The sequence below is a fragment of the Sphingobium rhizovicinum genome, assembly GCF_042647625.1.
Taxonomy (GTDB): Bacteria; Pseudomonadota; Alphaproteobacteria; order Sphingomonadales; family Sphingomonadaceae; genus Sphingobium; species Sphingobium rhizovicinum.
Map to the genome: position 1 here is coordinate 1576179 of NZ_JBHRVU010000004.1, position 26006 is coordinate 1602184.

Below are 26006 nucleotides of genomic sequence, written 5' to 3' on the forward strand. Positions count from 1 at the left end.
GGCCGGGCTGCGCCCAACGGCTGTTCTTTCTTGAAGGAAAATGCAGGGCTTCGACAGGCTCAGCCCGAACGAACTATAGAAATGATCCCTTATTATGGAACCGGGCTGGATCGCGGCGACAGGCCATGCGCGCGCTGGCGGATGATCCGCAAATAGGTGTCGACCAACGCCTGATTGACCTGATCCCATCCATTGCGTTCGGCCCGCGCCTGCGCCGCTGCGCCCGCCTTTTGCCGGATGCTGGTGTCCAGGCAATAGGATTCCAGCGCGTCGGCAAAGTCGCCGATCGCGCCGGGGCGGATCAGCCGGCCGGTCACGCCTTCCGTCACCAGGCTTTCGCTGCCGGTCGCGCGCGCGGCAACGGTCGGCAGACCGCACGCCATCGCCTCCAGCGTCACATTGCCGAAGGTTTCGGTGACGGACGGGTTGAACAGCATGTCCATGCTGGCGACCGCGCGGCCCAGCTCCGGTCCCTTCTGGAACCCCGTGAACACCGCCTGGGGTAGGCGGTTCTGAAACCATTCGCGCGCTGGGCCTTCGCCTACTACCAGCACCTTGTGCGGCACCTGACGCAGGCCCAGCTGATCGATCGTGTCGGAAAAGACATCCAGCCCCTTTTCCATGACCAGCCGGCCGATAAAGCCGATCGCCGGCACATTATCCTCTATGCCCTGCGCCCGCCGCCAGTTCAGGTCGCGCCGGCCGGGATTGAAAATCTCCCGGTCTATGCCGCGCGTCCAGATGCCGACATCATAGCTCATCCGCTGTTCGCGCAGCAGTTGCGCCATGGATTCGGACGGCGCGACAATGGCGTCGCAGCGGCGATAGAAGCGGCGCAGCACCGATTCGACCAGCGGCTCCAGAAAGGCCAGCCCATAATAGCGCGGATAGGTTTCGAACCGGGTGTGGACCGATGCGACCGTGGGCAATCCATGCCGCGCGCCCAGCTGAGCGCGCCATGGCAGAGCGGATCGGGGCTGGCCAGATGGATCAGGTTGGGCTGGAACGCGGCCAGATCGCGCTTGAGCGCACCCGACAGGCGATAGGGCACGCGATATTCCTTGCGCCCCGGAACGGCGAAGGATGGCGCGCTCACCAGGTCGCCCGCCGGCTCGAAGGCGGGCGTGTCGGTGGTGGGGGAATAGACGCGCACCTGCGCGCCCTGGCGCAGCAGATAGGCGACAAAGCGATTGAGCGCCTGGTTCGCGCCATCGCGCACATAATTATAGTTGCCACTGAACAGGGCGACACGAAGGCCGGTTGCTTGCATCGCCGCCCCTTAGCTCAAACGGCGCAAAAACCCAAGGGAACCAGTCAAGCCCTTGGGATTTATGCCCTCGTAGGCCTGAGGCACGGCCGACGCGGTTGCCCCCGAACAGGAGAGGATGCCCAGATGACCGAGACTTTCCATAACGGGATGCGGGTCCGGTGGAATTGGGGGCAGGGTGTCGGCCGGGGACGGATTGCGGAGCGATTCGACCGGCACGTCGAACGCAGCATCGCGGGCGCATTGGTGCGTCGCAACGGATCGCCGGCTGATCCCGCCTATCTGATCCGCGTCGACAGCGGCGGCGAAGTGCTGAAACTGGCGTCGGAACTGAGCGAAGCATAGGGCCATGCCCGCGCGATCGGCCATCGCGCTCCGTCATCCGCCATGGCATGAAGAGGCATGACGACGCCTCATATGACCATCGACGCGCTGCTGGTCGGCACGCCCGTTCCCTTTCGCGGTGACGACTATAGCGCCATCGCCAAGACCCCGGTCGATGGTCCGGTGCAGATTGGCTGGGACGGATTTGCCGGCAATGCCGTCGCCGACCTTGTCCATCATGGCGGCTGGGACAAGGCGATCCACCTTTATCCGCAGGACCATTATGACTGGTGGCGGCAGCGCAAGCCCGGCCAGCCCCTGCTCGATGCGCCCGGCGCCTTTGGCGAGAATATCGCCTCGCGCGGGATGACCGAAACGCAGATATGTCTGGGCGATCGCTTTTCGCTGGGCAGCGCCATCGTGGAGGTCAGCCATGGTCGCCAGCCCTGCTGGAAGCTCGATCATCGTTTCGCCGCGCGCGACGTGATGGCGACGATCGTCAAACCGGCCATTTCGGCATCTATTTCCGCGTGATCCGCGAAGGGGAGGCGATGGCCGGCACCCGCATGGACCTGCTCGACCGGCCCTGGCCCGACTGGAGCATCGCCCGCGTCTTCCGCCTGCTGATCGGCGGCGGGCACAAGGCGGACTCGCAGGCGGTGCGCGCCCTGGCCGACATGCCGGTGCTGGCGGAAGCCTGGCGGGAAAGGGCGCGCAAGCTGGCGGGGTAGGGGTTGGTGACGAGCATTTACGGTCATCCTCTTCACCCTCTCCCGCTTTCGCGGGAGAGGCAACGGAGACTTGGCAGCTTGCTGCCTAGTCGCAGTCGGTGAGGGTCTTTCTTCTTTCTGGGCAATAGCTTGCCGCCAGCGAGAAGAAAGACCCTCACCCAACCCTCTCCCGTGAAGAACGGGAGAGGGCTACGAAAAGCCGCCATTCCGCTTCCCACCCATCTCCGCCATCCTGTCCTACATCCTCCCGCCATGGCAGCATTTGCTCTGCTCTTTCCCATCGTCCGGCCGCAGGCGAAGTTGGAAATATAATTTCCGACTTTTCTTCCAGAATTTCAAAATCGGCGGGAAATATGCGAAGTTACGCCGCGTCTCCCCATTATCGGCCGTTCAGGGCAAAGGCGCTTCCACCCGGTCGCCATGGCTCTTGGGCGCAGAGGTCACAAGGATGTCGACCGGCGCTGCGTTGCGGTTCTGCGCTTGATGCGGCACCCCCGGCGCGATCTCCATCCCCTGTCCGGCGGTCAGTCGGTGGGTGACGCCGCCTGCCTCCATCGTCAGTTCGCCGGCCAGAACATAGAAAAACTGCCGCGCCTTGCCATGATAATGGCGCACCTCGCTGGTTCCGGGCTGGATGCGTTCCTGAATGACGGACAGATCGTCCCGCTTCACCAGATGCCAGCCTTCATTCACGCCGCCCCAGACATAATGTTCGGCCCCTTCGCGCTGGACGACGACGGGGGCGGGGGTAGGGGCTGGGGCGGGTGGCGCGCCGGCAGCGGCGACGAGCATCAGATAGAGGGCGGTCATGCCTCGGATAAACGATCCGTGCGCTGCGCCCCGCCATGCCGCTGGCGTCGGCGGCGGCACGCCCCTATACCCGGTCCATGGCATCGACCCAGAAGCACAAGAAACCCGATAAAGTCCGGCCCGCCGGCTTCCCCACCCGCGATCAGGTGATGGAATTCATCACCACATCCGATACCCCGCCGGCAAGCGGGAAATCGCCAAGGCGTTCGGCCTGAAAGGGCAGGAGAAGATCGCGCTCAAGGCGCTGCTCAAGGACATGGCGGATGAAGGGCTGATCGACCTTGGCCCGGCCCGCGCTTTCCACAAGATGGGCGGCGTGCCCAAGGTGACGGTGCTGCGCATCATCGACGTTGACGACACCACCCTGATCGCCACCCCCGAACGCTGGGAGGCGGAGGGGCAGCCGGCCCCGCGCCTGCGCGTGGTGGAGCGCGGCAAGCGGGGGGCGCTGACGATCGGCGACCGTATCCTTGCCCGCACCGAAGAGGCCGGGCGCGGCTGGATCGCTCATCCGATGAAGAAGCTCGCCAAGTCCAGCGAGGAATTGCTGGGCGTGGTCGAGGAAATGGCCGATGGCAAATTATGGCTGCGTCCGGTCGACAAGCGCATCCGCAAGGATACGCCAATCAGTGATGTCGGCACGGCCAAACCCGGCGATCTGGTGCTGGCCGAACCCCATGGCCGCCCGCCGCGCATTTCCGCGCGCGTCACCGACATTCTTGGCGATCCCTTCGCCCCGCGCAGTTTCAGCCTGATCGCGATCCACAAACATGGCATCCCACATGTCTTCCCCGATGGCGTCGAGGAGGAAGCGGTCAAGGCGTCCGCCCTGCCGCTGCATGAGGACAAGCGCGAGGATCTGCGTCACCTGCCGATCGTGGCGATCGATCCGGTGGACGCGCGCGACCATGACGATGCGGTCTGGGCCACGCCCGATGAGGACGAAGCCAACCCCGGCGGGTTCAAGGCGATCGTCGCTATTGCCGACGTCAGCTACTATGTCCGCCCCGGCAGCGCACTGGACCGGGAAGCGCGCAAGCGCGGCAACAGCGTCTATTTCCCCGATCAGGTCGTGCCGATGTTGCCGCACGAACTGTCGTCCGACATGTGCTCGCTGCGCGCCGGACAGGACCGGGCGGCCATGGCCTGCCACCTGACGATCAACGCCAATGGCAAGGTCACGGCCTGGCGCTTCACCCGCGCCGTCATCCGCGTGGCGGCGGTGCTCGCCTATGAAGATGCGCAGGCCGCGATCGACGCCCTTTCTACCGTTCGCCCTGAGCCTGTCGAAGGGCCGTCCTTTTCCTCGAAGAAAGAACAGGGCTTCGACAAGCTCAGCCCGAACGGGGTAGATTTAGTTGAACATTCCTTAAAGCCCCTCTGGGCCTGCTGGGCGCTGTTGCAAAAGGCGCGCACGGCGCGCGATCCGCTGGCGCTGGACCTGCCCGAACGGCGCGTGGTGCTGGACGACTATGGCAAGATCGTCAGCGTCGCCATCCGCGAACGGCTCGACGCGCATATGCTGATCGAGGATTATATGATCGCGGCCAATGTCGCGGCGGCCAAGGCGCTGGAGGCGAAGAAGGCGCCGGTCATGTACCGCGTGCATGAAGCGCCCAGCCGCGACAAGCTGGTCGCGCTCAAGGAATATCTGGCGACCTTCGACATCGACTTTGCGCTGGGGCAGGTGATCCGCCCCGCGACCTTCAACCAGCTGATCCGCAAGGTCGGGGAGTCGGAGGAGAAGGAGCAGATCATGACCCAGATCCTGCGCAGCCAGACCCAGGCCTATTATGCGCCGCAGAATATGGGCCATTTCGGGCTGGCGCTGGGCAGCTACGCCCATTTCACTTCCCCCATTCGTCGCTATGCGGATTTGCTGGTGCATCGGGCGCTGGTCGGCGCCTATGGGCTGGAACTGCCCGCGCCCAAGGATAAGGCGGTTCCGGATCGCTCCTCGCTCAGCCAGGATGATTATGAGAATATGGGCCGGGTCGGCGAGATGATCTCCGGCCATGAACGGCGCGCGATGGAGGCGGAGCGCGAGACGATCGACCGCTATGTCGCCGCCTTCCTGTCCGCCCATGTCGGCGAAGTCGTGCAGGCGCGGATTACGGGCGTGCAGAATTTCGGCTTCTTCGCCACGGTGGAGGGGCTGGGCGGCGACGGGCTGGTCCCGGTGTCGACCATGGGCGCTGAACATTTCTATTATGATGAAGCCGGCAAGGCCTTGCAGGGCGTGGAAAGCGGAGATCGCTACACGGTCGGCCAGCGGCTGGAACTGCGGCTGGCGGAGGCGGATCCGGTCAACGGATCATTGCGCTTCGAACTGCCCGACAATCCCGCGCCGCGTGGTGGCCCGATCAGGCGCGACCGCACCCGGCCTGGTGTCGTCCATCGCGGCCGCCCGAAGAATATCCGCCATATCGGGGCGAAGCGGGGAAAACACAGAAAATAAGTTCCGTTCGTTTCGAGCGCAGTCGAGAAACCTATGGCACTGTCTTGCCGTTTCTCGACAAGCTCGAAACGAACGGGTTGTCTTTCTTAGGAGACCTGTGCGCGGGTAGGCGTAGGGCTATGAAATTGCGTTATTTCTTCGCCATTTTGTTGGCCCAGGCCTGGATTTTCCGGGATGGCGATAACATTCATGCCAGGACTGCGAGAATGTTCATCGTTCGCTTGAGATTGTAGGCGATGGCGGTGAGGTGGACTTGTACGGCGGCTTTGGCGAGGCCACGCCATCGCATTCGGCGCAAGCCGTAGCATCGCTTCCATGTCCCAAAGATCTTCTCGATCCGGCCACGCACGCGATGGATCGGTTGATTCCACTCATGGAGCTTGCGCAGCGTTTCCTGCTCGTCGCGGCCCCACATTCCGGTAGCGACGATCCGCGGGATACCGCCCTTGGCGCGCACGGCGTCGCGAAAGTGATTGCCGCGATACGCGCTATCGGCAAACACTTCGCCAGGGTTGTCGGGCAGCGCGTCAGGTCCTGCCTTGCCGTCATTGATATTGGCAGATGTGATCGACACCTCCTCGACCAGCGCCGTATCGGCATCGGCGCCAACGTGGGCCTTGAACCCATGAACCGCCCGCTTTCCCTTATGCTTTACCCAGCGCGCATCCGCATCGCCCTCAGTCGCGGAGGCAATGATGGTTGCATCGACCAGCGTCCCGGTCTTGACTGTCACCGCCTTTGACTTGAGCTGGGTGGTGATAGCCTCGAACAGTGTTCGGTCGAGCTTATGAGCCACCAGTAGTCTGCGGAATCTGACGAATGCGGTGCGTTCGGGCGTCGCTTCATTCGCCGAGAACCCGCAAAAACGGCGAAAGGAGGCTCGATCGTCAAGCGCCTCGGCCAGCATTACATCAGACAAGTCGTACCAAATCGACAGCAGCAGCGCCTTGACCATCGCCAGCGGCGGCCAGGCGGGCTCGCCCTTAGCAGCTGGGTAAAGCGGATCGAGAAGCTCCCCAATGGGATTCCAATCGATCAACGAGACAAGCGTGTCGAGCGATGAAGCTGCTCGTCCGCCACCGGCAAAACCAAATCGCTCCTGACCGATTGAACGACGAGCCATCCGCTGCTCTCCCTCTTGGAAAGCCCATAGAATCAGCTATCTATGCCCATGTCTACGCCTACCCGCGCACAGGTCTCCTTAGAGCATCATCCGATTAGATTGAATCGGATGATGCTCTAATTTTCTTTTGTTTTCCGCATTCTGCGAGCCGTCTGCTGTTCCAGCCGACTTCAGAATGCTCTAGCTCAATCGGTCGATGGCGTCCGTATCCAGCCCGCCGGGGATGATCATCACCGGGCATTGCAGCTTGCCCGCATCGGCCCCGGCAAAATGCGTCACCAGCTTGCCTGGATTGCCGCTGGCCGCTGCGCCCAGCACCAGCGCGGCCACATCGTCCATTTCCTCCAGCGTCTTGCGCACGACGGTAACGGCGTCGCCCTGCCGCACGGTGATGCTGGGGCGGATGCCGGATTCGTCGGTCAACGTGCCGGCTGCGCTGGTCACGAGCGCTTCGGCGCGTTGCAAGGCTTCATCCTCCATCGTCGCCTGGACGCCGCCCCACTGGACGAATTCGGCCGGCGGGATCAGCGCCAGGATGCGCACGGCGCCTCCGGTTTTTGCGGCGCGGCGCGCGGCGAAGCGCAACGCAGTTTCCGCCTCCGGCGATTCGTCCACAACTACCAGATATGTCCGCACTTCTTGTCGCCCCCGCGTTGAAATGATGGCCGTGACGATCGGGAAAACATGCCAACGAACCAGTGAGGTGAAATGTGGGGTATAAATCCGCCTTCCGCAAGCGGTCGCTTGACCGATCCGGCAAATGGGTGGAAACGAGGCGACAAATGGCGCGTGCCGCATAAACCAGAAGAGGCCCCGAACGCATGAGCAAGACGATCCAGATGCCCGCTTTGTCCCCGACCATGGAGGAAGGGACACTGGCCAAATGGCTGGTGAAGGAGGGCGACACGGTGTCGTCGGGTGACCTGCTGGCGGAAATCGAGACCGACAAGGCGACGATGGAATTTGAAGCGGTCGATGAAGGCGTGGTCGCCAAGATTCTGGTCGCCGAAGGTTCCGAAGGCGTGAAGGTGGGCACCGTCATCGCCATCATCGCCGAAGAAGGCGAAGACGTCGCGGCCGCCGCAGCCGGCGGTGGCGCAGCCCCCGCGCCCAAGGCCGATCCGGTCCCCGCCAAGGCGGAAGCCGCCGCCCCCGCGCCCAAGGCTGATGTGGCGCCGGCCAAGCCTGCTGCTGCGGCGGTATCGAACGATCGCGTCAAGGCCAGCCCGCTGGCTCGCCGCCTGGCGGAGGTCAAGGGCATCGATCTCGCCACCATCACCGGCACCGGCACCAACGGCCGCATCGTCAAGGCGGACATCGACGGCGCGCAGCCCGGCGCCGCTGCGCCCGCCGCCGCCCCGGCTGCTGCCCCCGCGCCCGTCGCTGCACCTGCGCCGGTCGCCGCCGCCGCGCAGGATTTCGGCATCCCGCACGACGTCATCAAGCTCAATGGCATGCGCAAGACGATTGCGCGCCGCCTGACCGAATCCAAGCAGCAAGTGCCGCACATCTACCTGACCGTCGACGTTCAGCTCGACAAGCTGCTCAAGCTGCGCGGCGAACTCAACGCCGGTCTTGCCAGCCGCAAGGTCAAGCTGTCGGTCAACGATCTGCTGATCAAGGCGCTGGGCGTGGCGCTGATCCAGGTGCCCGAATGCAATGTGCAGTTCGCCGGCGACCAGATGCTCCAGTTCAAGCGCGCCGATATTTCAGTCGCCGTGTCGATCCCGGGCGGTCTGATCACCCCGATCGTCACCGACGCCGCTGGAAAGGGCGTTGCCGCCATTTCGTCGGCGATGAAGGATCTGGCCAGCCGCGCCAAGGACGGCAAGCTGAAGCCGGAGGAATATCAGGGCGGCACCGCATCGCTTTCGAACATGGGCATGTTCGGCATCAAGCAGTTTGAAGCGGTCATCAACCCGCCGCAGGGCATGATCATGGCGATCGGCGCTGGCGACAAGCGTCCCTATATCGTCGATGATTCGGTCCAGATCGCGACCGTCATGTCGGCCACGGGCAGCTTCGATCACCGCGCGATCGATGGCGCGGACGGCGCCCGCCTGATGAAGGCGTTCAAGGAACTGGTCGAAAATCCGATCGGCCTGCTCGCCTGATGGCCTATGTCGACGAAACCCCGCCGGACTTCAGTCCGGCGGTGCGCGTCATCGCCATGCCGACCGACACCAATCCCTATGGGGACATTTTCGGCGGATGGCTGATGAGCGTCATGGACTCGGCGGCGGGGTCCGTCGCTGCCCGGCACAGCCATGGCCGCGCCGTGACCATCGCGGTGGAGGGCATGACCTTTCTACGCCCGGTCGTGGTGGGGGATGAAGTGTCGGTGTTCGCGACGCTCAAATCGGTCGGTCGCACCTCGATGAAAATCTATGTCGAAGCATGGCGCCGCGCGCGGCATGACGATCGTTCCTATCGCGTCACCCACGCGACCTTCAGCTTCGTGGCGATCGGTGAAGATCGCCAGCCCCGTTCCGTTCCGCCCATGCCGACCGAAACCGGCGCGGCGAAATAAGATTAGAGAGACTGACCATGGCAGAGAATTACGACGTCATCGTTCTGGGCTCCGGCCCGGCGGCTATGTGGCCGCCATCCGTTCGGCTCAGCTGGCCTGAAGACCGCGATCGTGGAGCGCGAAAATCTGGGCGGCATCTGCCTCAACTGGGGCTGTATCCCGACCAAGGCGCTGCTGCGCTCGGCGGAAATCTTCCATTATATGCAGCATGCTGGCGACTATGGCCTGGCCGCCGAGAAGATCAGCGCCGACATTGCCGCCGTGGTGAAGCGCTCGCGCGGTGTCGCCAAGCAGTTGAATCAGGGCGTCACGCATCTGATGAAGAAGAACAAGATCAGCGTCCATATGGGCGACGGCAAGCTGGTCGCGAAAGGCAAGCTGACCGTCACGAAGGACGGCAAGACCGAAGAACTGACGGCGAAGAACATCATCGTCGCCACCGGCGCCCGCGCGCGCGACCTGCCCTTCGCCAAGGCGGACGGCAAGCGCGTCTGGACCTACCGCCACGCCATGACCCCGCCGGAAATGCCGACCAAGCTGCTGGTCATCGGCTCTGGTGCGATCGGCATCGAATTTGCCAGCTTCTATAACGACATGGGCGCGGACGTGACCGTGGTCGAGATGATGGACCGCATCGTCCCCGTCGAGGACAAGGATGTGTCGGCCTTCCTCGAAAAGGCGCTGAAGAAGCAGGGCATGACCATCCTGACCGGCGCTGGCGTCGACAAGCTGGAGGTCGGCGCGAACGGTGTGAAGGCCGCGATCAAGGACAAGGACGGCAAGATCGTTAGCGGCGAGTACAGCCATGTCATCGTCGCGATCGGCATCGTCCCCAATACCGAGAATATCGGTCTGGAAGACCTCGGCATCAAGACGGAGCGGGGCCATATCGTCACCGATCCGATGTGCAGGACCAGCGTCGATGGCATCTGGGCGATCGGCGATGTGACCGCGCCGCCATGGCTGGCGCACAAGGCGAGCCATGAAGGCGTGATCGCGGCTGAGGCGATTGCCGGCAAGCATCCGCACGCCATGGACGTGCGCAACATTCCGGGCTGCACCTATTGCCACCCGCAGATTGCCAGCGTGGGCCTCACCGAAGCCAAGGCGAAGGAAGCCGGTTACGACGTGAAGGTCGGCATGTTCCCCTTCATCGGCAATGGCAAGGCGATCGCGCTGGGCGAGGCGGAAGGCTTCACCAAGACGGTGTTCGACGCCAGGACCGGCGAGCTGCTGGGCGCCCATATGGTCGGCGCGGAAGTCACGGAAATGATCCAGGGCTATACCATTGGGAAGACGCTGGAGACGACCGAGGCGGAACTGATGCACACGGTGTTCCCGCATCCGACCATCAGCGAGAGCATGCATGAAAGCGTGCTCGCGGCCTATGGGCGTGCGCTCCATATCTGATCGGCGCACAGCGTTGATGAAAGGCGCGGGGGCTTTGGCTCTCGCGCTTTTTTTGTTTTGGCCATCGCCCTGATGCAGCGGGCTGGCTGGCTAGATGAGTTGAATGTCGGCCTGATGGAACTGGCGGGGCGGACACGGGACGGGACCATCGGGCAGAATATCACCCCGCTGATGCGTCTTGCCTCCGCTCTGGGGGGAACGGCGGGAAGACTGCTGCTGTTGACCTTGTCTCTGGGCTATCTGCTCTGGGCCGGGCGACGCCGCTGCGCGCTATGGCTCATGGCAATGATGGCGGCCGGCACGGGGCTGAACCTCATCCTCAAGCAGATATTTGCTGCGCCGCGCCCCGATCTACTGCCGCATCTGGACATCGTCCATACTTATAGCTTTCCTAGCGGGCATGCTGCTGGGAATATGATGTTCTTCGGCGCGCTGGCTTTGCTTGCCGCGCGACGCAGCGTCTATTGGGGCGCGGCCATGCTGATCGCGCTGATTGGCATCAGTCGCGTCTGGCTTGGCGTGCATTGGCCGAGCGACGTCACCGCCGGCTGGATCGAAGGGGTGGGCTGGCTCGCCTTCTGCGCGATCTGGCTACCAGCGCGGGGAGGGGAGCAGTAAAGCGCGGCCGATGCTGGCATGCGGCGGCATGCCGTCGCTGGTGACGAAGCCGTGCACCCAGAAACTGTCATACACCGTCGCGGCGGCGATCAGCAGCAGCGGGATCGCTGCGATGACGAATAGCCGCCGGCGCTGCGCCAGCCCTGATCGGGTGACAGCGCCATCAGCACCAGCGGCAGGACAGGCAGGAAATAGCGGCCCTGCGTCCCCTGCACATAATCCGCGCCCAGCGGCGTGCCGGTCAGATACATGGCGGTTTCGATCAGCAGGGCGACGCCCGCCGCCACCGCCAGCCACCAGATCCTTTGGCCCATCCCGAACCGCACGCCCGATCCGCTCGCCACGCCCGCGCCCAGCATCAGCAGGGCCAAGGGGTAAGCGAGCAGGGGCAGCAGGATCGCATTCCATCCGAACCGCCCGACGATCTGAAGCGCATAGACCGGCGCGCGTTCGATCACGCTGCTGGCCAATATGCGGGCATAGCCGATCGGATCGGCCAAGATGATCGCTAGCTGGTCGCGCAATGGCGCGGTCATCATCGTCTCGCCGGTCTTGCGCGACTGGATATGATAGAGCGCCTGACTGCCGCCCGAAAAATGCATCCAGCCGACAAAGGCGATTGCCCCCAGCGCCATTGCGCCCAGGATCAACCCCGGCCGCAGGTCGCGCCGATGCTGCTGCCAGCGCAGCCCCGCCGCCATCAGCGGCAGATAGACTCCCTTGCACAAGGCCAGCAAAGGCCCGGTGATCAGCAGCCCGGCCGATCGCAATGGCGTCGCGGGCATGAACCCGGTGCGCAGGGCCAGCGCCAGCCCCAGAAAGCCCAATCCATTGATGACGGCATCGGGGGAGAGCGATCCGGCCTGATAGGCAAAGGTCGGCAGCAATGCGGTCGCCAGCATGGCGTTGCGGCCAAAGGGCAGCAGCCATAAAGCGCCGACCAGCAGGCCGATCCCGACCAGCGCATTGACCAGTCGCCCGACATAAAGCGTTTCGATCCAAGGCAGGTCCAGACCGCGCCCCAGCATCAGTCCGATGGCGCCCGGCGCATAGAGGCTGGGCGCATAGCTGGCGACATTGGGGAAATCGGCAAAGGCGGTGCCGGGACGCTGTGCGTCGGCTGCGGCGCTCTGCCCCAGTTGTTCGGCCTCGAAACGGCGCAGGTCGGGCGGCATGTCCGTCGGGAAGTCGACGGCGTGAATGTCCAGCGCCGCGCGCGGCAGATCAGCGCCGATCGCGTTGCCCCGTTGCTCCGTCAGCAGCTTGCCCTGCGTCAGCGACAGGGCCTTCATATAATGCTGGTTCTCGTCCGGAGCCTGAAAGGGCGGCGTCACGATGGCGAAAAAGACTGTGGCGATGCAGATGGCGGTCAGCAGCAGCTTTTCGATCGCACGCCATGGCGCGGCGAACAGCATGTCCGCGTCGCCGCGTCGCTGCATTGATTGTCGTTCGTTTCGCATCGTCCGCCGTAAAGATGACTCTGTGCCGAGCACGCCCGCTCAATCAGCCCGATGCAAAAAACTAGCCAGGCCGGCTTAACATTTCGCGTCTGTATCGAAAAATTGCCGGGATGGAGGATTATTCCTCCGGCTCTTCCCGCTCCACCGGCGGATGCAGCCGCAGGCGGGTGACGCGGCGACCGTCGCTGGCGACGATTTCCAGCTTCCAGCCGCTTGCCTCATGCTCGACAATCTCGCCCGGTTCGGGCACCCGGCCCGCCAGCACGAAGGCAAGACCCCCCAGCGTGTCGATGTCTTCCTCGACATCGCCCAGCTTCGGATCGATCTCCTCGGCGACATCGTCCAGTTCGGCGCGGGCGTCGGCTTCCCACAAACCACCTTCAAGGGGGACCAGCATCGCTTCGGGCGCGTCGTCATGCTCGTCCTCGACCTCGCCGACGATTTCCTCGACCAGATCCTCGAAGGTCAAAAGTCCTTCCGTGCCCGAATATTCGTCCAGCACGATCGCCAGATGCGTGCGCTTGGCGCGCATTTCGGCGAGCAGGTCGAGCGCGCCCATGCTTTCGGGCACATAGAGCGGCTGACGGATCAGCGACTCCAGCGTTTCGGGCACCGGCGCCTTGCCCGCCAGGATAGCGAAGGCGTCGCGAATGTGGATCATGCCGACAATGGTGTCGAGATTGTCGCGATAGACCGGGATGCGGCTATGGCCTGCTTCGGCGAACAGGGCGGCAAGATCGGCGAAGCTCGCCTTCTCCTCGATCGCGATGATGTCGGAACGGGGGACGGCAACGTCATCGACCGTATGTTCGGAAAAATGCAGCAGGTTGCGCACCATCTGCCGCTCTATCGCGGACAGGTCGCCCTTTGCCGGCGGGCTTTCGTCCTGGTCATCTTCATCATATTCGTCGAGCGCTTCCTCCAGTTCCTTGCGGAGGCTGGTTTCTTCATTCTCGCCGAACAGGAGCGACTTGATGCCGCTCCATAAGCCGCCCTCGCTGCTACTGTCCGCCTCTTTCGAAGTTGCGCTGTCCTTCGGGCTGCCTTCAGCCATTGTGCGTCTCAATCCCCTGTTCGCGCATTTTCCGGGCGGTCGGATCACCCGCCGGCCCGGAAAATGCAATCCTCAAATGGCTTCCCGGTCCCCATAAGGATCGGATAAACCCATGCTCAGAAGCGCTGCAATCTCCAGCGCTTCCATCGCTTCGGCCTCATTGTCGTCCATATGGTCATATCCAAGCAAATGAAAAGTCCCATGGACGATCAGATGCGTGGCATGATCGGCCACGGAGATGCCCTTTTCCGCAGCTTCGGCGACACAGACCCCCTCCGCCAGCACGATGTCGCCCAGCAACACCTCGCCATCGTCGGTGTTCGCGGTCACTTCCAGCAAATCTTCCTGCACCATCGGGAAGGAGAGGACGTTGGTCGGCTTGTCCTTGTCCCGATAGGCGCGGTTGAGGCTATGGACTTCCTCATCCGACGTCAGCTTGACGGCGACTTCGTACAGCGTCTGGTCGGTCGCGAAGGCGGCATAGGGGCTGTGCGCGATGGCCGTCGCCACCGCGCGCTGGGCCAGCATCTCCCAGTCCGTTCCCGGCCAGCCTTCTTCATGGAGGACGGCGACTTCAATCATGCAACATACTTTCCGCTGGGGTCACGCATCCGGCCCCTCATAAGCCTGAACGATCCGGCCGACCACCGGATGGCGCACGACGTCGCCAATGCCGAAGGGCACCATGGCGATGCCCTCCACGCCGTCCAGCCGCGCCACCGCATCGGCCAGGCCGGAAATGCCCGGCTGCGGCAAATCGACCTGTTTGGGGTCGCCGCAAATGACCATGCGGCTGCCTTCACCGAAGCGGGTCAGGAACATCTTCATCTGGGCGATGGTGGTGTTCTGCGCTTCGTCCAGCACGATGAAGGCGTTGGCCAACGTGCGCCCGCGCATGAAGGCGAGGGGCGCGATCTCGATTTCGCCGCTCGCGATCCGCCGTTCGACCTGTTCGGCCGGCAGCGTATCGTGCAGCGCGTCATAGATCGGGCGGAGATAGGGATCGACCTTCTCCTTCATGTCGCCGGGCAGGAAGCCCAGCTTCTCGCCCGCTTCCACCGCCGGGCGCGACAGGATCAGCCGATCGACGCTGCCGGTGATGAGCTGGCTGACCGCCTGCGCGACGGCCAGATAGGTTTTGCCGGTGCCTGCCGGGCCGAGCGCGAAGATGATGTCGTTCCGCGTCAGCGCTTCCATATAGGCGACCTGCGTCGCGGAGCGCGGCACGATCGTCTTCTTGCGGGTGCGGATCATCACCGTGGGCGGTTCGGCGACATCGCTGCGGATGATGCCGTCCAGTGTCGGTTCGGACGACATGGCAATGACCGCCTCGACAGCGCCGGAATCGATTTCCTGCCCCGCGACGATGCGATTGTAGAGGCCGGTCATCACATCGCGGGCGCGGGCGGCGGCTTCGGCCTCACCCTCGATCTGCAACTTGTTGCCGCGCGCGGCGATATAGACGCCCAGGCGATTTTCGATCGCGACCAGATTGCGGTCATATTGACCGAACAGCGTGGTCAGCAGATGGGGCCGGTCGAACGTGACTTCCAGCCGCGCGCGTTCGGCCACGTCGGCGCGATTATTCTGATGGGGTTTCTTCGACATTCAGCAGCCTCCCTCGCTCGTCATTCCCCTCGATAGGCTGGTTCGCAGCGGGTCCGGGGGATTTGGTTTCCCGTAGTGGCGGGATTGACGAGGCTTTGGTTCAAGCGGCCTTCCTCCTGCTGAGTTCGCCGGCCAGACTATTGGGACCGGCGCTGATGATGTCGACGTCTACCATATCGCCAATGGCCAGATCCGGTGCGGTCACGACGACCGACTGGAGCCAGGGCGATTTGCCGATGAGCTGGCCGGGGTAACGGCCCTTGCGCTCAAGGAGAATATCGGTGGTGCGGCCGACGGTGGCGGCGTTGAATTCCACCTGATGCCGGTTGATCAGCGCCTGCAAGCGGGCCAGCCGTTCGTCCATCACCGCCATCGGGATCTGATGATCCATGTCGGCGGCCGGCGTGCCAGGACGCGGGCTATATTTGAAGCTATAGCATTGCGCATAGCGCACCTGTTCGACGATCTTGAGCGTATCCTCGAACTCCGCGTCGGTTTCGCCCGGGAAGCCGACGATGAAGTCGCCCGACAGCGCAATGTCCGGCCGGGCTTCGCGCACCCGTTCGATGATGCGCAGATAGCTGTCGACACTATGGCTGCGGTTCATGGCTTTAAGAATGCGGTCATTGCCCGCCTGCACCGGCAGATGCAGGAAGGGCATCAGCTTGGGTTCGTCGCCATGGGCGGCGATCAGGCCGTCGCTCATGTCGTTTGGATGGCTGGTGGTGTAACGGATGCGCTTGAGGTCGCTGATCTTCGCCAGTGCGCGCGCCAGCCCGTCCATGCCCTGCATGCGCCCCTTGTCATCTTCGCCGGTCCAGGCGTTGACATTCTGGCCCAGCAGCGTGATTTCGCGCACCCCGCCATCGACCAGTGCCTTGGCCTCGTCGATGATCGCGCTCCAGCTGCGGCTGATTTCCGCGCCGCGCGTATAGGGCACCACGCAATAGGTGCAGAATTTGTCGCAGCCTTCCATGATCGTCAGGAAGGCGGTCGGCCGCGCCTGCTTGGTGCGGGCGGGCAGCGCGCCGAACTTGGACGCCAGCGGCATGTCGGTGTCGACGGCTTCCTCGCCGCGACCGACCTTGTCGATCAGGTCGGGCAGGCGGTGATAGGCCTGCGGGCCGACGACGATGTCGACATTGCGGGCGCGGCGCTGAATCTCGCTGCCCTCGGCCTGCGCGACGCAGCCGGCGACGGCGATCATCGGGCGCGTGCCATCGTCACGGGTCAATCGACCAATGTCGGAATAGACCTTGTCCACCGCCTTTTCGCGAATGTGGCAGGTGTTCAGGATGACGAGATCGGCGTCCGTCCCATCCGCAGCGGCGGTCATGCCCTGCGTGCCCAGCATTTCGGCCATGCGCTCGCCATCATAGACGTTCATCTGGCAGCCGAAGGATTTGACGTGGAAGGTCGCTGGAGTCTTTTGGGCGTCGTTACGATTCATGCGGTTCATCTATACAGGCGGTAATGGCGAAGCGGAAGGGTGCTGATGCGCTGTAATGCTTTGCGCGATCCGATCTCGGGCCATGGCGGCCATGACCTTGCGATCGGCGCAGGTCGCCGGGTCGAACGGCTCCAGGAAATGCAATGCCACCGGCAGTCTGCCCTTGCGTCCCAGAACGGCCATTGCATTGGCGCGGCCGCTTCGTCGCCATGCCAGGCTATGTCGGCGGTCGCCGCGCCATAATCGATATGCACCGGCTGGATCATCACCGAGCGCGGCGGCGGGAATAATACGGCCAGCAGGGACGGCTTGAACGGCAGCAGGCCGGTGCCGTCGCTGGTCGTCCCTTCAGGAAACAGGGCCACCGGCTGATGACCAAGCAGCGCCGCCCGCAACGCATCCAGTTGCGTCGACAACGCCCCGCGCCGTTCGCGCGAAACGAACAGCGTGTTGTTCTGCGCCGCCAGCCAGCCGATGAGCGGCCAGCGGGCGACCCGTCATGCGACACGAAAGCCGCGCCGGTCGCGCCGCCCAGCGCCAATATGTCGATCCAGCTGACATGATTGGCGAGGAGGATCATGTCGCCATCATGCGGGTGCCCTGCGATTTGCACTTGCGCGCCGACCGATCGGGCCGCGAGCGCCAGAAAACGCTGCGGCCATGGCGATCGACGGCGTGCGACGCGCCAGATCAGGTGAGGGAACAGGCAGAGCAGCAAGCTGCCGGCCAGCGCGCCGATCCGCAACAGGCGACGGAGGCTGGCCAAGGCGGATCAGTTGTTGCGGTCGAGCGCGACGCCGTACAGTTCCATGCGATGGTCCACCAGACGGAAGCCCAGCTTTTCGGCGATCTGCTTCTGAAGCTGTTCCAGTTCAGGGTCGACGAATTCGATGACATTGCCGGTTTCGACATCGATCAGATGATCGTGATGCGATTCGGGTGCGGCTTCATAACGGGCGCGGCCGTCGCCAAAATCATGGCGCTCCAGGATGCCGGCTTCTTCGAACAGGCGCACCGTGCGGTACACGGTGGCGATCGAAATGCCCGGGTCGATGGCGGCGGAGCGCTTGTGCAGTTCCTCGACATCCGGGTGGTCGGTGGCGTCGCTCAGCACCTGCGCGATAACGCGGCGCTGTTCGGTGATGCGCAGCCCCTTTTCATGGCAGAGGGCTTCGACGTCGATTTTGCGGTTCATGCAGGCTCGCTTGATGACTTTGGGCGAAAAGGCTCGGACAAATGCCTAGCGACTTTTCGGAAAACAGGAAAGGGGCGCGTCGTCGACGCGCCCCTTTCCGTACAATGATTCGGAATTGCGGTCGTTTACTTGCCGCGCGTGCGGCGACGCTTGGTGCCCAGACCGATCTTCTTGGCCAGGCTGCGGCGCTGTTCGGCATAGTTGGGGGCGACCATCGGATAGTCGGCCGGCAGGCCCCACTTGGCGCGATAATCTTCCGGCGTCATCTGATAATGGGTCATCAGGTGGCGCTTGAGCATCTTGAGCTTTTTGCCGTCTTCCAGACAGATGATATAGTCCGGCTTGATCGAGGCGCGAACCGACACGGCCGGTTCGGGCTTCACTTCCGGCGCGGGCGCGGGCTGGCTGAGGCCCGACAGCGCGGCATGGACGTTCTGGATCAGCGACGAAACATCAGAAACAGCGACGCTATTGTTGGAAACATGCGCTGCGACGATGTCTGACGTCAAAGTAATGAGCAGCTCGTTCTGAGCCGATTCGATGTCCATTTTCCTGTTTCCTACGAAGGCTGTATTTGGTGCGACCCGCCCTAGGAAATTTATTTCAGGAGCGGTACGTGTTCGCTAGACCCGGCCGGCGAATTTCGCAAGACCTTATTGGGTCAGGCCAGCATGTCCATGCGGAAACTGAGTGCGTCGTAAAGTTGACCATCATTGCCCCGATAGTAACCAGGGCGGCGATGAACAAATTCAAACCCTGTCTTTTCATAGAGTTTGATTGCGTTGTTCGTAGAACGCACTTCCAGGTTCATCGACGTGATGCCCCGGCGGCGTGCGGTGCGCAGGCTGTCGCGCAGCAGCGCTTCGCCCACGCCGCGTCCGCGCCATAATGGGGCGACGGCCAGCAGCAGCAATTCGCATTCGTCCAGAACGGATCGCACCAGCGCGAAGCCGAGCGGCATTGCGTCCAGCCGCGCGACCGTCAGCCATGTGCCGGGCATCAGCATGACGCCCGATAGCTGGGGCAGGGTCCAGGCTTCGCCGAACGCAGGGTCAAAGGCGCGGGTCATCACTTCCATCGCATCGGCCAATGCGTTGCGATCACCCTGATCATAGGTGTCCAGATCTATGCCCGGCATCACGATGCGGCGCGCTCCGCCATGGTCTTGGCGTCTGCGCCGCGGCCGTAGATTGGGCTGGGGGGCAGCGGGGGCAGATTTGCAATCAGCGGATAGTGGGCGGCATTGGGATAAAGGGAAACAGCCATGCCTGCGCCGCGCGCCGTCACCAGCGCTTCGGCGCCGGTGCCATAATAAGTTTCCGCCTCCATCTGCTGCGCGAGCGCGGCGATTGGCGTCGAAGTCACGGCGCTGATGGCGGTGCGCCCGTCTGCATCGAAACATTGCCAGAAGAGTTCGCCATGCCCGCCGGTAATGGTGACGGCGATCGGTCCGCCTTCATGCTGCCGTGCGGCCATGGCGGCGATCAGCGATGGTGTGCTGTAGCCGTGCAGCGGCACAGACCAGGCGAGGGCAAGGGCGCGGGCGGCGGCGATGCCGATGCGCACGCCGGTAAAGCTGCCCGGTCCCACATCCACGGCGATGGCATCCGCCTTTCCACCGTCAGGAAGGGCAGCGATCGCGGGCAGCAGCGCTTCGGCATGGCCGCGCCCGACGACTTCGTGGAACTGGCCGATCGGCGCGCCATCCTCCAGCAATGCAACGGACAGGGCCTGGGTGGCGGTGTCAATCACCAGAAGGCGCAAGCGATACTCCCATCAAGCATCCGCCTGATGCGGATTCCCCTGCGGGTTAGTCGATCCGTTGCGATTTGCCAAATATTCGATTTTCGCGTTCAGACCGCGCGAACCTCGGTCACTTCGGGCACATAATGTTTGAGCAATTGCTCGATGCCGTTCTTGAGCGTCGCGGAGGAAGAGGGACAGCCCGAGCAGGCGCCCTGCATCTGAAGATAGACGGTGCCCTTGTCGAAGCCGCGATAGATGATGTCGCCGCCGTCATTGGCGACAGCCGGGCGGACGCGGGTGTCGATGAGATCGCGGATCTGCTCGATGATTTCGGCGTCTTCCGGATCATCGGCGAAATGGTCTGCATCGGCCGGAACGGCGATGCCGGCCGCCGTGCCGGGCGCGAACAGCGGCATATTGGCCGAAAAATGCTCCAGCAGGGTGGCGAGCACATCCGGCTTCACGTCCGACCATTCCGATCCGGGCGCGATCGTCACCGACACGAAATGGCTGCCGAAAAAGACGCCGGTAACGTCGCCCAGCCTGAACAGCGCATCCGCCAGCGGGGACGCTTCGGCTTCCTCGGGCGTCGCGAAATCGCGGGTGCCTGCGCCCATGACCTCACGGCCGGGCAGGAATTTGATGGTCGCCGGATTGGGCGTCAGTTCAGTTTCGATCAGCATGATGCGCATGTGGCGATTTGCACGCCCAAGATCAAGCGGTTCGGGAACTTCGCGCGCAACTGGCGATTGAAAGGAAAAGTCGAAAGGAGACAGGAAGATGAGCAACGAAACCGATATTCGCGAACGGTTCTGGACCGAATTGTCGAGCAGTCCCTTTCTGATGGTCGGCCTTCATCATGGCGCCGAACACAGTCTGCCGATGACGGCGCAGCTGGACCCCAAGGCGAACCATTGCTTCTGGTTCTACACCACGAAGGATAATCGCCTGGCTGCCGGCGGCCCTGCCATGGCCCAATATATGGCGAAGGACCATTATCTGTTCGCCTGCATAGAAGGCGCGCTGACGCCGGAGCATGATCCGGCGGTGATCGACCGCTACTGGTCGAAAGAGGTAGAGTCCTGGTATCCCGGCGGCCGGAATGATCCCAATTTGCTGATGCTGCGTTTTGATCTTGGCACGGCGGAAATCTGGAGGGCGGACATGTCGATCGGCGGCGTGTTCAAAAAGCTGTTTGGCGGCGACGTGCGCGAGGAGATGAAGGGCAAGCATGCCGAAGTCGCGCTCTGATATGCCTGCATGATCGTGGCCCCGGGCAAAGCGCGGGGCCACTTGCTTTTTGCCTGCGCTTTCGCCATATGCGCCGCAGCGCAGCAGATGGTCCCTATGACCCCTCAGCGATTGGCAGCGTGATCGTCCTCTCCTCCGAAGGGCAGAAGGACCGGCCAATGACAGTCTGCGTCAAGCTTTGAGGCTTCCCTTTTCACGCGGGTCGTTTCGTAACCCGCCTTGCGCCCTCTCTGCGTCTTGCAGACAGTCGGCGCCCGGCCGACTTGTGAGCAATATCCATGGAATTTACCGATCTCGGCCTTTCCGAGCCGATTCTGAAAGCGCTTTCCGCCAAGAAATACGCCAACCCCACCCCGATCCAGCAAAAGGCGATCCCCGTCCTGCTGGAAGGCAAGGATCTCTGCGGCATCGCGCAGACCGGCACCGGCAAGACGGCCGCCTTCGCGCTGCCCAGCCTCGACTATTTCGCCCGCAATCCTAAGCAGACCCCAATCAAGGGCTGCCGCATGCTGGTGCTGTCGCCCACCCGTGAGCTTGCCGCGCAGATCGCCCAGAGCTTCCGCGACTATGGCCGCTTTCTGAAGCTGTCGGTGGAAACCGTGTTCGGCGGCGTGCCGATCAACAAGCAGATTCGCGCCCTGTCGCATGGTGTCGACATCGTCGTCGCCACGCCCGGCCGCCTGCTCGACCTGATCGATCAGCGCGCCTTCACCATCAAGGACACGGAAATCTTCGTCCTCGACGAAGCCGACCAGATGATGGACATGGGCTTCATCCACCCGCTGCGCCGCGTCGCCAAGCTGCTGCCGCGCGATCGCCAGAACCTGTTCTTTTCGGCCACCATGCCCAAGGAAATCGAGGCGCTGGCCGGCCAGTTCCTGAACGATCCGGTCAAGGTGAGCGTCGCGCCGCAGTCCACGACGGCCGAGCGCGTGCGCCAGCGGGCCACCTTCGTCAATCAGGCGGAAAAGCAGGCGCTGCTGCACATCGTCCTCAAGAATGAGGATATTGATCGCGCGCTGATCTTCACCCGCACCAAACATGGCGCAGACCGCGTCGTGCGCTTCCTGGAAGGCGCGGGCATCGACGCTTTCGCCATCCATGGAAACAAGAGCCAGGGTCAGCGCACCACCGCGCTTCAGGCCTTCCGTCAGGGCAAGGTAAAGCTGCTGGTCGCGACCGACATCGCCGCGCGCGGCATTGACGTGTCGGGCGTCAGCCATGTCATCAACTTTGAAATCCCCAACATTCCTGAACAATATGTCCATCGCATCGGCCGCACCGCGCGCGCCGGCGCTGAAGGCATCGCGATCAGCTTCGTGGCGGATGACGAGCGGCCCTATCTGAAGGCCATCGAGAAGGCGACGCGCGTCAAGCTGGAGATCGAACCGCTGCCGGAGAATTTCCTGGAGGCGGTGCGCAACCTTCCCAAGCCTGCGCCGCAGCGCAAGGGGCCGAGCCAGACCCCGCAGCAGCAGGCCAAGCGCGCCGAAGGGCAGCGCCGGTATCAGGATGGGCAGAAGGCCCAGCGCGGCGCGCCCGATCGGGCGCATCGCGCGGATTCGGAAGGCGGTGAGAAGAAGCCGTTCCGCCGTCGCCGCAAGCCGGGTGGCGTTGGCGCGCACAAGGGCGCCGTCCAGCGCACCGGCGGGCCGCGCTGATAATGTGACATTGTTCGCGCCGGGCGTGACGGGACATGCGTCTCGATCCGCCCGGCGTGCACGACATATGGTCTCTTTGTCAGTGGCCATTCAGGAAAACGCCGCTAGGCTTGTTCGTCTATGCGCTTTTCCCTTCGCCGTTCGGCCGCTTCGCTCTCCATCATCGCCCTGATCCTGTCGGGTTCGCCGCTTGCGGCGCGAACGGATCCGGCCGCCACGCCTGCGGCAGCGCCGGGGGCGACGCAGGCGCAGGTGCGGCCATGGCTTTATGAAAATAGCGACGTGCCGATCGATCCTGCCTGGCGGTTCGGCACATTGTCCAATGGGCTTCGCTATGCCGTGCGCCGCAATGGCGTGCCGCCGGGGCAGGTGTCGGTGCGGTTGCGGATCGACGCCGGGTCGCTGATGGAGCGGCCCGACGAACTGGGTTACGCCCATTATATCGAACATCTTTCGATGCGCGGGTCGCGCCATGTGCCCGATGGCGAATCCAAGCGTATCTGGCAAAGGCTGGGCGTGACCTTTGGCAGCGACAGCAATGCGCAGACGTCGCCAACCGGCACCACCTATGCGCTGGACCTGCCGCAGGCCACGCCGGCCAGCCTCAGCGAAAGCATGAAGATATTGGCCGGCATGATGACCGATCCCAATATCGTCGATGGGGCTGTGGCGGCGGAACGGGCCGTGGTTCTGGCCGAACGGCGCGAGAATGAAGGTCCGCAAATGCGGATTTCGGACGCGACCCGGCTCCATTTCTTTGCGGGGCAGCCGTTGGCCGATCATACGCCCATCGGCACCGTTGCAACGCTGAATGCCGCGACCGCAGCCAAGATCGAAGCCTTCCACCAGCGCTGGTATCGCCCCGAAAACGCCGTGATCGCCATTTCCGGCGATATTGAACCGGCCGCCGCCGAACAACTGATCAAGGATAATTTCGGCGGGTGGACGGTCGGCGGCAAGGGTGCGCCGCTCCCCGATTTCGGCGCGCCTGATCCCAAACAGCCGGCCACGCGCGTCGTCGTGGAGCCGGGCGTGCCGCTGGGACTGACCATGGCTTGGCTGCGCCCATGGACGCCGCATGCCGACACCATCGTCTATAATCAGGATAAGCTGACCGACATGCTGGCGCTTCAGATCGTCAGTCGGCGTCTGGAGCAGGCGGCGCGCAGCGGCGGCAGCTTCCTTCAGGCCAGCGTCGATCAGGATGACATCAGCCGATCGGTGGACGGCACCTTCGTGACGATCGTGCCGACCGGCGAAAATTGGGAAAAGGCGCTGGCCGACGTGCGCGCCATCATCGAGGACGCCAAGAGCACGCCGCCCAGTCAGGCGGAGATCGACCGCGAATATGCGCAGATGGACACGGCGCTCAATATTCAGGTCGAAAATTCCGACACGGAAGCGGGAGCGAAACAGGCGACCGACCTGGTCAGCGCGGTCGACATCCGCGAAACCACGGTCGCCCCGCAGGCGGCCGTCGACATCTTCCGTTCGGGCAAGCCGGCGATGACGCCGCAAAAGATGCTGGAATCGACGCGCCGGCTATTTTCCGCCGGAGTGTTCCGCGCCCTGATGGTGACGGGCAAGGTTCAGCCGGGGCTTGACGCGAAACTGGCGGCTGCCGTCGCCGCGCCGGTCAAGGCCGCCGCCAATGCGCGGCTGGCCGACAAGGCGGTGACGATGGATGATCTGCCCAAATTGGGTGCGCCCGGAACCGTGGCGTCCCGTCGGCCGATCGGCCTTCAGGGCATGGAGGAAATCACCTTTGCCAATGGCGTGAAGCTGGTGCTGCTGCCCAACGACATCGAAAATGAAAAGGTGCGGATCAACGTGCGCTTTGGCCACGGCCAGCAGGCCTTTTCCCCGACAAAGCCGGTGGCCAGCTGGGCGGGGGACTATGCGCTGGTGGCCAGCGGCATCGGCAAGCTGGGACAGAGGGAACTGGATGATCTGACCAACGGTCGCCGCATGGGCATGACGTTCAACATCGATGACGACGCCTTTGAAATGGCGGTGGTGACGCGCCCGGCCGATTATAAGGATCAGTTGCGCCTGTTCGCGGCAAAGCTTGCTGCGCCCGGCTGGGATCCGGCGCCGATCGCGCGGGTCAAGACCGGCGCCGCCGTTGCCTATGATGCGATGTCGCGGGCGCCCGACGCGGTTCTCGGGCGCGATCTCAACTGGCTGTTGCATGACAAGGATGTCCGGTTTCGCACGCCCGACCGCAAGGAAATCGACGCGCTGACGCCGCAGGCCTTCCGGGCGACATGGGAGCCGATCCTGGCGTCCGGGCCGATCGAGGTGCAGATTTTCGGGCAGGTGAAGGCGCAGGAGGCGATTGACGCCGTAGCCGCCACCTTTGGCGCCATGCCTGCGCGACCGGATGTGCCCGTGCCCGCCGCCAATTTGGCCATGCGCTTTCCCGCGCATGTCGATACGCCCGTCGTGCTGCGGCATAATGGAGAGAAGGATCAGGCGGCCGCCGTCATGGCATGGCCGACATCGGGCGGCTTCACGTTGCAAAAGGAAGCGCGCCAGCTCGAAATCCTGACGCAAATCTTCAACGACCGCCTGTTTGACAAGCTGCGCTCGACCGAAGGAGCGGCCTATTCCCCCGGCGTCCAGAATAATTGGCCCTTTTCCTACGACAGCGGCGGGTACATTCTCGTCACAAGTCAGGTTCGGCCCGATCGCATCGCCTATTTCTATAGCGTAGTGAAGGATACCGCCGCCGATCTGGCGAAGACGCCGGTCACCGCCGACGAATTGCAGCGCGCGGTGGCCCCGATGGGCCAGTTGCTGGCGCGGGCCAGTACGGGCAATGCTTTCTGGATGAACCAGATGGAAGGGGCGACTCGCGACCCCCGTTATGTCGATGCGATGAAGACCATGTCGCAGGATCTGTTGTCGGTCACGCCGGATCAGATTCAGGCGCTGGCCGCCAAATATCTGGTGCCCGGCAAAAGCTGGTCGGCGATCGTCCTGCCGGAAGGTGTCGCGCCCCGCTGATGGGGCGCACGCCGTAATCTGCCAAATAAGTAACTGGAATCAGGCAGGCTGTTCTTCCATCATCAATTGTTCGTAAAGGCGGACATATTCCAGGTGAATGTCGCGAATGACGGGATTTTGTGTTTCTTCCGCCAGCCTGCGATTTCGTTCCAGGCGTTCGGTGAAGTAGTTGCGATCGAAGCGGCCATGCGTCATCATTATTTGCCTCCCGATAATTTATTCTCCCTTAATCCAAAGAAGCGACATAAGTTGCCGCAGCGCAACATGGAACATGCCGGTATGCGATGGATGGTTGGCGAAG

21 protein-coding genes and 5 pseudogenes are annotated in these 26006 nt (G+C 63.3%); 10 read left to right on the plus strand and 16 right to left on the minus strand.

Annotated features, from left to right (window positions below):
• Window positions 1–92 precede the first annotated feature (92 nt).
• Window positions 93–1270: pseudogene (locus ACFOKF_RS08945) on the minus strand (glycosyltransferase family 4 protein).
• Window positions 1271–1393: 123 nt separating this feature from the next.
• On the opposite strand from ACFOKF_RS08945, the gene ACFOKF_RS08950 reads away from it, so the two are divergent.
• Window positions 1394–1612, plus strand: a complete 219-nt coding sequence (locus ACFOKF_RS08950; RefSeq protein ID WP_380795152.1) for a hypervirulence associated TUDOR domain-containing protein — start codon at window positions 1394–1396, stop codon at window positions 1610–1612.
• Window positions 1613–1669: 57 nt separating this feature from the next.
• A pseudogene (locus ACFOKF_RS08955) lies at window positions 1670–2322 on the plus strand (MOSC domain-containing protein).
• A 390-nt stretch (window positions 2323–2712) separates the two neighbouring features.
• On the opposite strand, the gene ACFOKF_RS08960 reads toward ACFOKF_RS08955, so the two are convergent.
• Window positions 2713–3132, minus strand: coding sequence for a cupin domain-containing protein (locus ACFOKF_RS08960; RefSeq protein ID WP_380795155.1), 420 nt, complete (start codon window positions 3130–3132; stop codon window positions 2713–2715).
• 77 nt (window positions 3133–3209) lie between these two features.
• Between ACFOKF_RS08960 and ACFOKF_RS08965 the strand changes: the two are divergent.
• A pseudogene (locus ACFOKF_RS08965) lies at window positions 3210–5590 on the plus strand (ribonuclease R family protein).
• 187 nt (window positions 5591–5777) lie between these two features.
• Here the strand turns inward: ACFOKF_RS08965 and ACFOKF_RS08970 are convergent.
• Both ACFOKF_RS08970 and ACFOKF_RS08975 read right to left on the minus strand, forming a co-directional pair.
• Window positions 5778–6713 (minus strand): IS5 family transposase, encoded by a 936-nt coding sequence (locus ACFOKF_RS08970; protein WP_380795158.1) that lies wholly within the window; start codon window positions 6711–6713, stop codon window positions 5778–5780.
• Window positions 6714–6893: 180 nt separating this feature from the next.
• The gene (locus ACFOKF_RS08975) at window positions 6894–7349 is read right to left on the minus strand and encodes a universal stress protein (RefSeq protein ID WP_380795160.1); all 456 of its coding nucleotides are present in this window, start codon (window positions 7347–7349) and stop codon (window positions 6894–6896) included.
• Window positions 7350–7534: 185 nt separating this feature from the next.
• Between ACFOKF_RS08975 and ACFOKF_RS08980 the strand changes: the two genes are divergently transcribed.
• From ACFOKF_RS08980 to ACFOKF_RS08995, 4 genes and pseudogenes are all read left to right on the plus strand, one after another.
• Window positions 7535–8827 carry a pyruvate dehydrogenase complex dihydrolipoamide acetyltransferase gene (locus ACFOKF_RS08980; protein ID WP_380795162.1) on the plus strand — a complete coding sequence of 431 codons (1293 nt, stop codon included), beginning with the start codon at window positions 7535–7537 and terminating at the stop codon, window positions 8825–8827.
• Complete coding sequence (locus ACFOKF_RS08985; RefSeq protein ID WP_184264443.1) at window positions 8827–9243, plus strand: acyl-CoA thioesterase; 417 nt, start codon at window positions 8827–8829, stop codon at window positions 9241–9243. Before ACFOKF_RS08980 ends, ACFOKF_RS08985 begins: the two co-directional genes overlap by 1 nt.
• 17 nt (window positions 9244–9260) lie before the next feature.
• Window positions 9261–10653, plus strand: a pseudogene (gene lpdA / locus ACFOKF_RS08990) (dihydrolipoyl dehydrogenase).
• Window positions 10654–10725: 72 nt separating this feature from the next.
• Entirely contained in the window at window positions 10726–11271 is a 546-nt protein-coding gene (locus ACFOKF_RS08995; RefSeq protein WP_380795164.1) for a phosphatase PAP2 family protein, read from the plus strand.
• Window positions 11272–11360: 89 nt separating this feature from the next.
• Here ACFOKF_RS08995 and ACFOKF_RS09000 read toward each other — a convergent pair whose 3' ends face one another.
• The 11 genes and pseudogenes from ACFOKF_RS09000 to ACFOKF_RS09050 all read right to left on the minus strand — a co-directional run bounded on the left by ACFOKF_RS09000 (window position 11361) and on the right by ACFOKF_RS09050 (window position 20467).
• Window positions 11361–12710 (minus strand): DUF2142 domain-containing protein, encoded by a 1350-nt coding sequence (locus ACFOKF_RS09000; protein ID WP_380795167.1) that lies wholly within the window; start codon window positions 12708–12710, stop codon window positions 11361–11363.
• Window positions 12711–12849: 139 nt separating this feature from the next.
• Window positions 12850–13785 carry a hemolysin family protein gene (locus ACFOKF_RS09005; RefSeq protein WP_380795169.1) on the minus strand — a complete coding sequence of 312 codons (936 nt, stop codon included), beginning with the start codon at window positions 13783–13785 and terminating at the stop codon, window positions 12850–12852.
• Window positions 13786–13857: 72 nt separating this feature from the next.
• Window positions 13858–14367 carry an rRNA maturation RNase YbeY gene (ybeY, locus tag ACFOKF_RS09010; RefSeq protein WP_298395183.1) on the minus strand — a complete coding sequence of 170 codons (510 nt, stop codon included), beginning with the start codon at window positions 14365–14367 and terminating at the stop codon, window positions 13858–13860.
• Between the two features lie 21 nt (window positions 14368–14388).
• Window positions 14389–15393, minus strand: coding sequence for a PhoH family protein (locus tag ACFOKF_RS09015; protein WP_380795172.1), 1005 nt, complete (start codon window positions 15391–15393; stop codon window positions 14389–14391).
• Between the two features lie 100 nt (window positions 15394–15493).
• Window positions 15494–16843, minus strand: coding sequence for a tRNA (N6-isopentenyl adenosine(37)-C2)-methylthiotransferase MiaB (gene miaB / locus ACFOKF_RS09020; RefSeq protein WP_380795174.1), 1350 nt, complete (start codon window positions 16841–16843; stop codon window positions 15494–15496).
• Between the two features lie 9 nt (window positions 16844–16852).
• Window positions 16853–17609, minus strand: a pseudogene (locus ACFOKF_RS09025) (lysophospholipid acyltransferase family protein).
• A 6-nt stretch (window positions 17610–17615) separates the two neighbouring features.
• Window positions 17616–18038 carry a Fur family transcriptional regulator gene (locus ACFOKF_RS09030; RefSeq protein WP_380795176.1) on the minus strand — a complete coding sequence of 141 codons (423 nt, stop codon included), beginning with the start codon at window positions 18036–18038 and terminating at the stop codon, window positions 17616–17618.
• 125 nt (window positions 18039–18163) lie between these two features.
• Window positions 18164–18586 (minus strand): MucR family transcriptional regulator, encoded by a 423-nt coding sequence (locus ACFOKF_RS09035; protein WP_380795178.1) that lies wholly within the window; start codon window positions 18584–18586, stop codon window positions 18164–18166.
• Between the two features lie 113 nt (window positions 18587–18699).
• A complete protein-coding gene (locus ACFOKF_RS09040) occupies window positions 18700–19179 on the minus strand; it encodes a GNAT family N-acetyltransferase (protein WP_380795179.1) in 480 nt (159 codons plus the stop codon).
• Window positions 19176–19802 carry a tRNA (adenosine(37)-N6)-threonylcarbamoyltransferase complex dimerization subunit type 1 TsaB gene (tsaB, locus tag ACFOKF_RS09045; protein ID WP_380795182.1) on the minus strand — a complete coding sequence of 209 codons (627 nt, stop codon included), beginning with the start codon at window positions 19800–19802 and terminating at the stop codon, window positions 19176–19178. The genes ACFOKF_RS09040 and tsaB overlap by 4 nt, the downstream gene beginning before the upstream one ends.
• A gap of 89 nt (window positions 19803–19891) precedes the next feature.
• Window positions 19892–20467 (minus strand): NifU family protein, encoded by a 576-nt coding sequence (locus ACFOKF_RS09050; RefSeq protein ID WP_380795184.1) that lies wholly within the window; start codon window positions 20465–20467, stop codon window positions 19892–19894.
• Window positions 20468–20564: 97 nt separating this feature from the next.
• Here ACFOKF_RS09050 and ACFOKF_RS09055 point away from each other — a divergent pair, with 97 nt between their 5' ends.
• The 3 genes from ACFOKF_RS09055 to ACFOKF_RS09065 all read left to right on the plus strand — a co-directional run bounded on the left by ACFOKF_RS09055 (window position 20565) and on the right by ACFOKF_RS09065 (window position 25705).
• Window positions 20565–21035, plus strand: coding sequence for a pyridoxamine 5'-phosphate oxidase family protein (locus ACFOKF_RS09055; RefSeq protein ID WP_380795186.1), 471 nt, complete (start codon window positions 20565–20567; stop codon window positions 21033–21035).
• 278 nt (window positions 21036–21313) lie between these two features.
• Window positions 21314–22696, plus strand: a complete 1383-nt coding sequence (locus ACFOKF_RS09060) for a DEAD/DEAH box helicase (protein ID WP_380795188.1) — start codon at window positions 21314–21316, stop codon at window positions 22694–22696.
• A 120-nt stretch (window positions 22697–22816) separates the two neighbouring features.
• Complete coding sequence (locus ACFOKF_RS09065) at window positions 22817–25705, plus strand: M16 family metallopeptidase (protein ID WP_380795190.1); 2889 nt, start codon at window positions 22817–22819, stop codon at window positions 25703–25705.
• 39 nt (window positions 25706–25744) lie between these two features.
• Here the strand turns inward: ACFOKF_RS09065 and ACFOKF_RS09070 are convergent, their stop codons facing one another.
• Window positions 25745–25903, minus strand: a complete 159-nt coding sequence (locus tag ACFOKF_RS09070; RefSeq protein WP_380795193.1) for a hypothetical protein — start codon at window positions 25901–25903, stop codon at window positions 25745–25747.
• Window positions 25904–26006 lie beyond the last annotated feature (103 nt).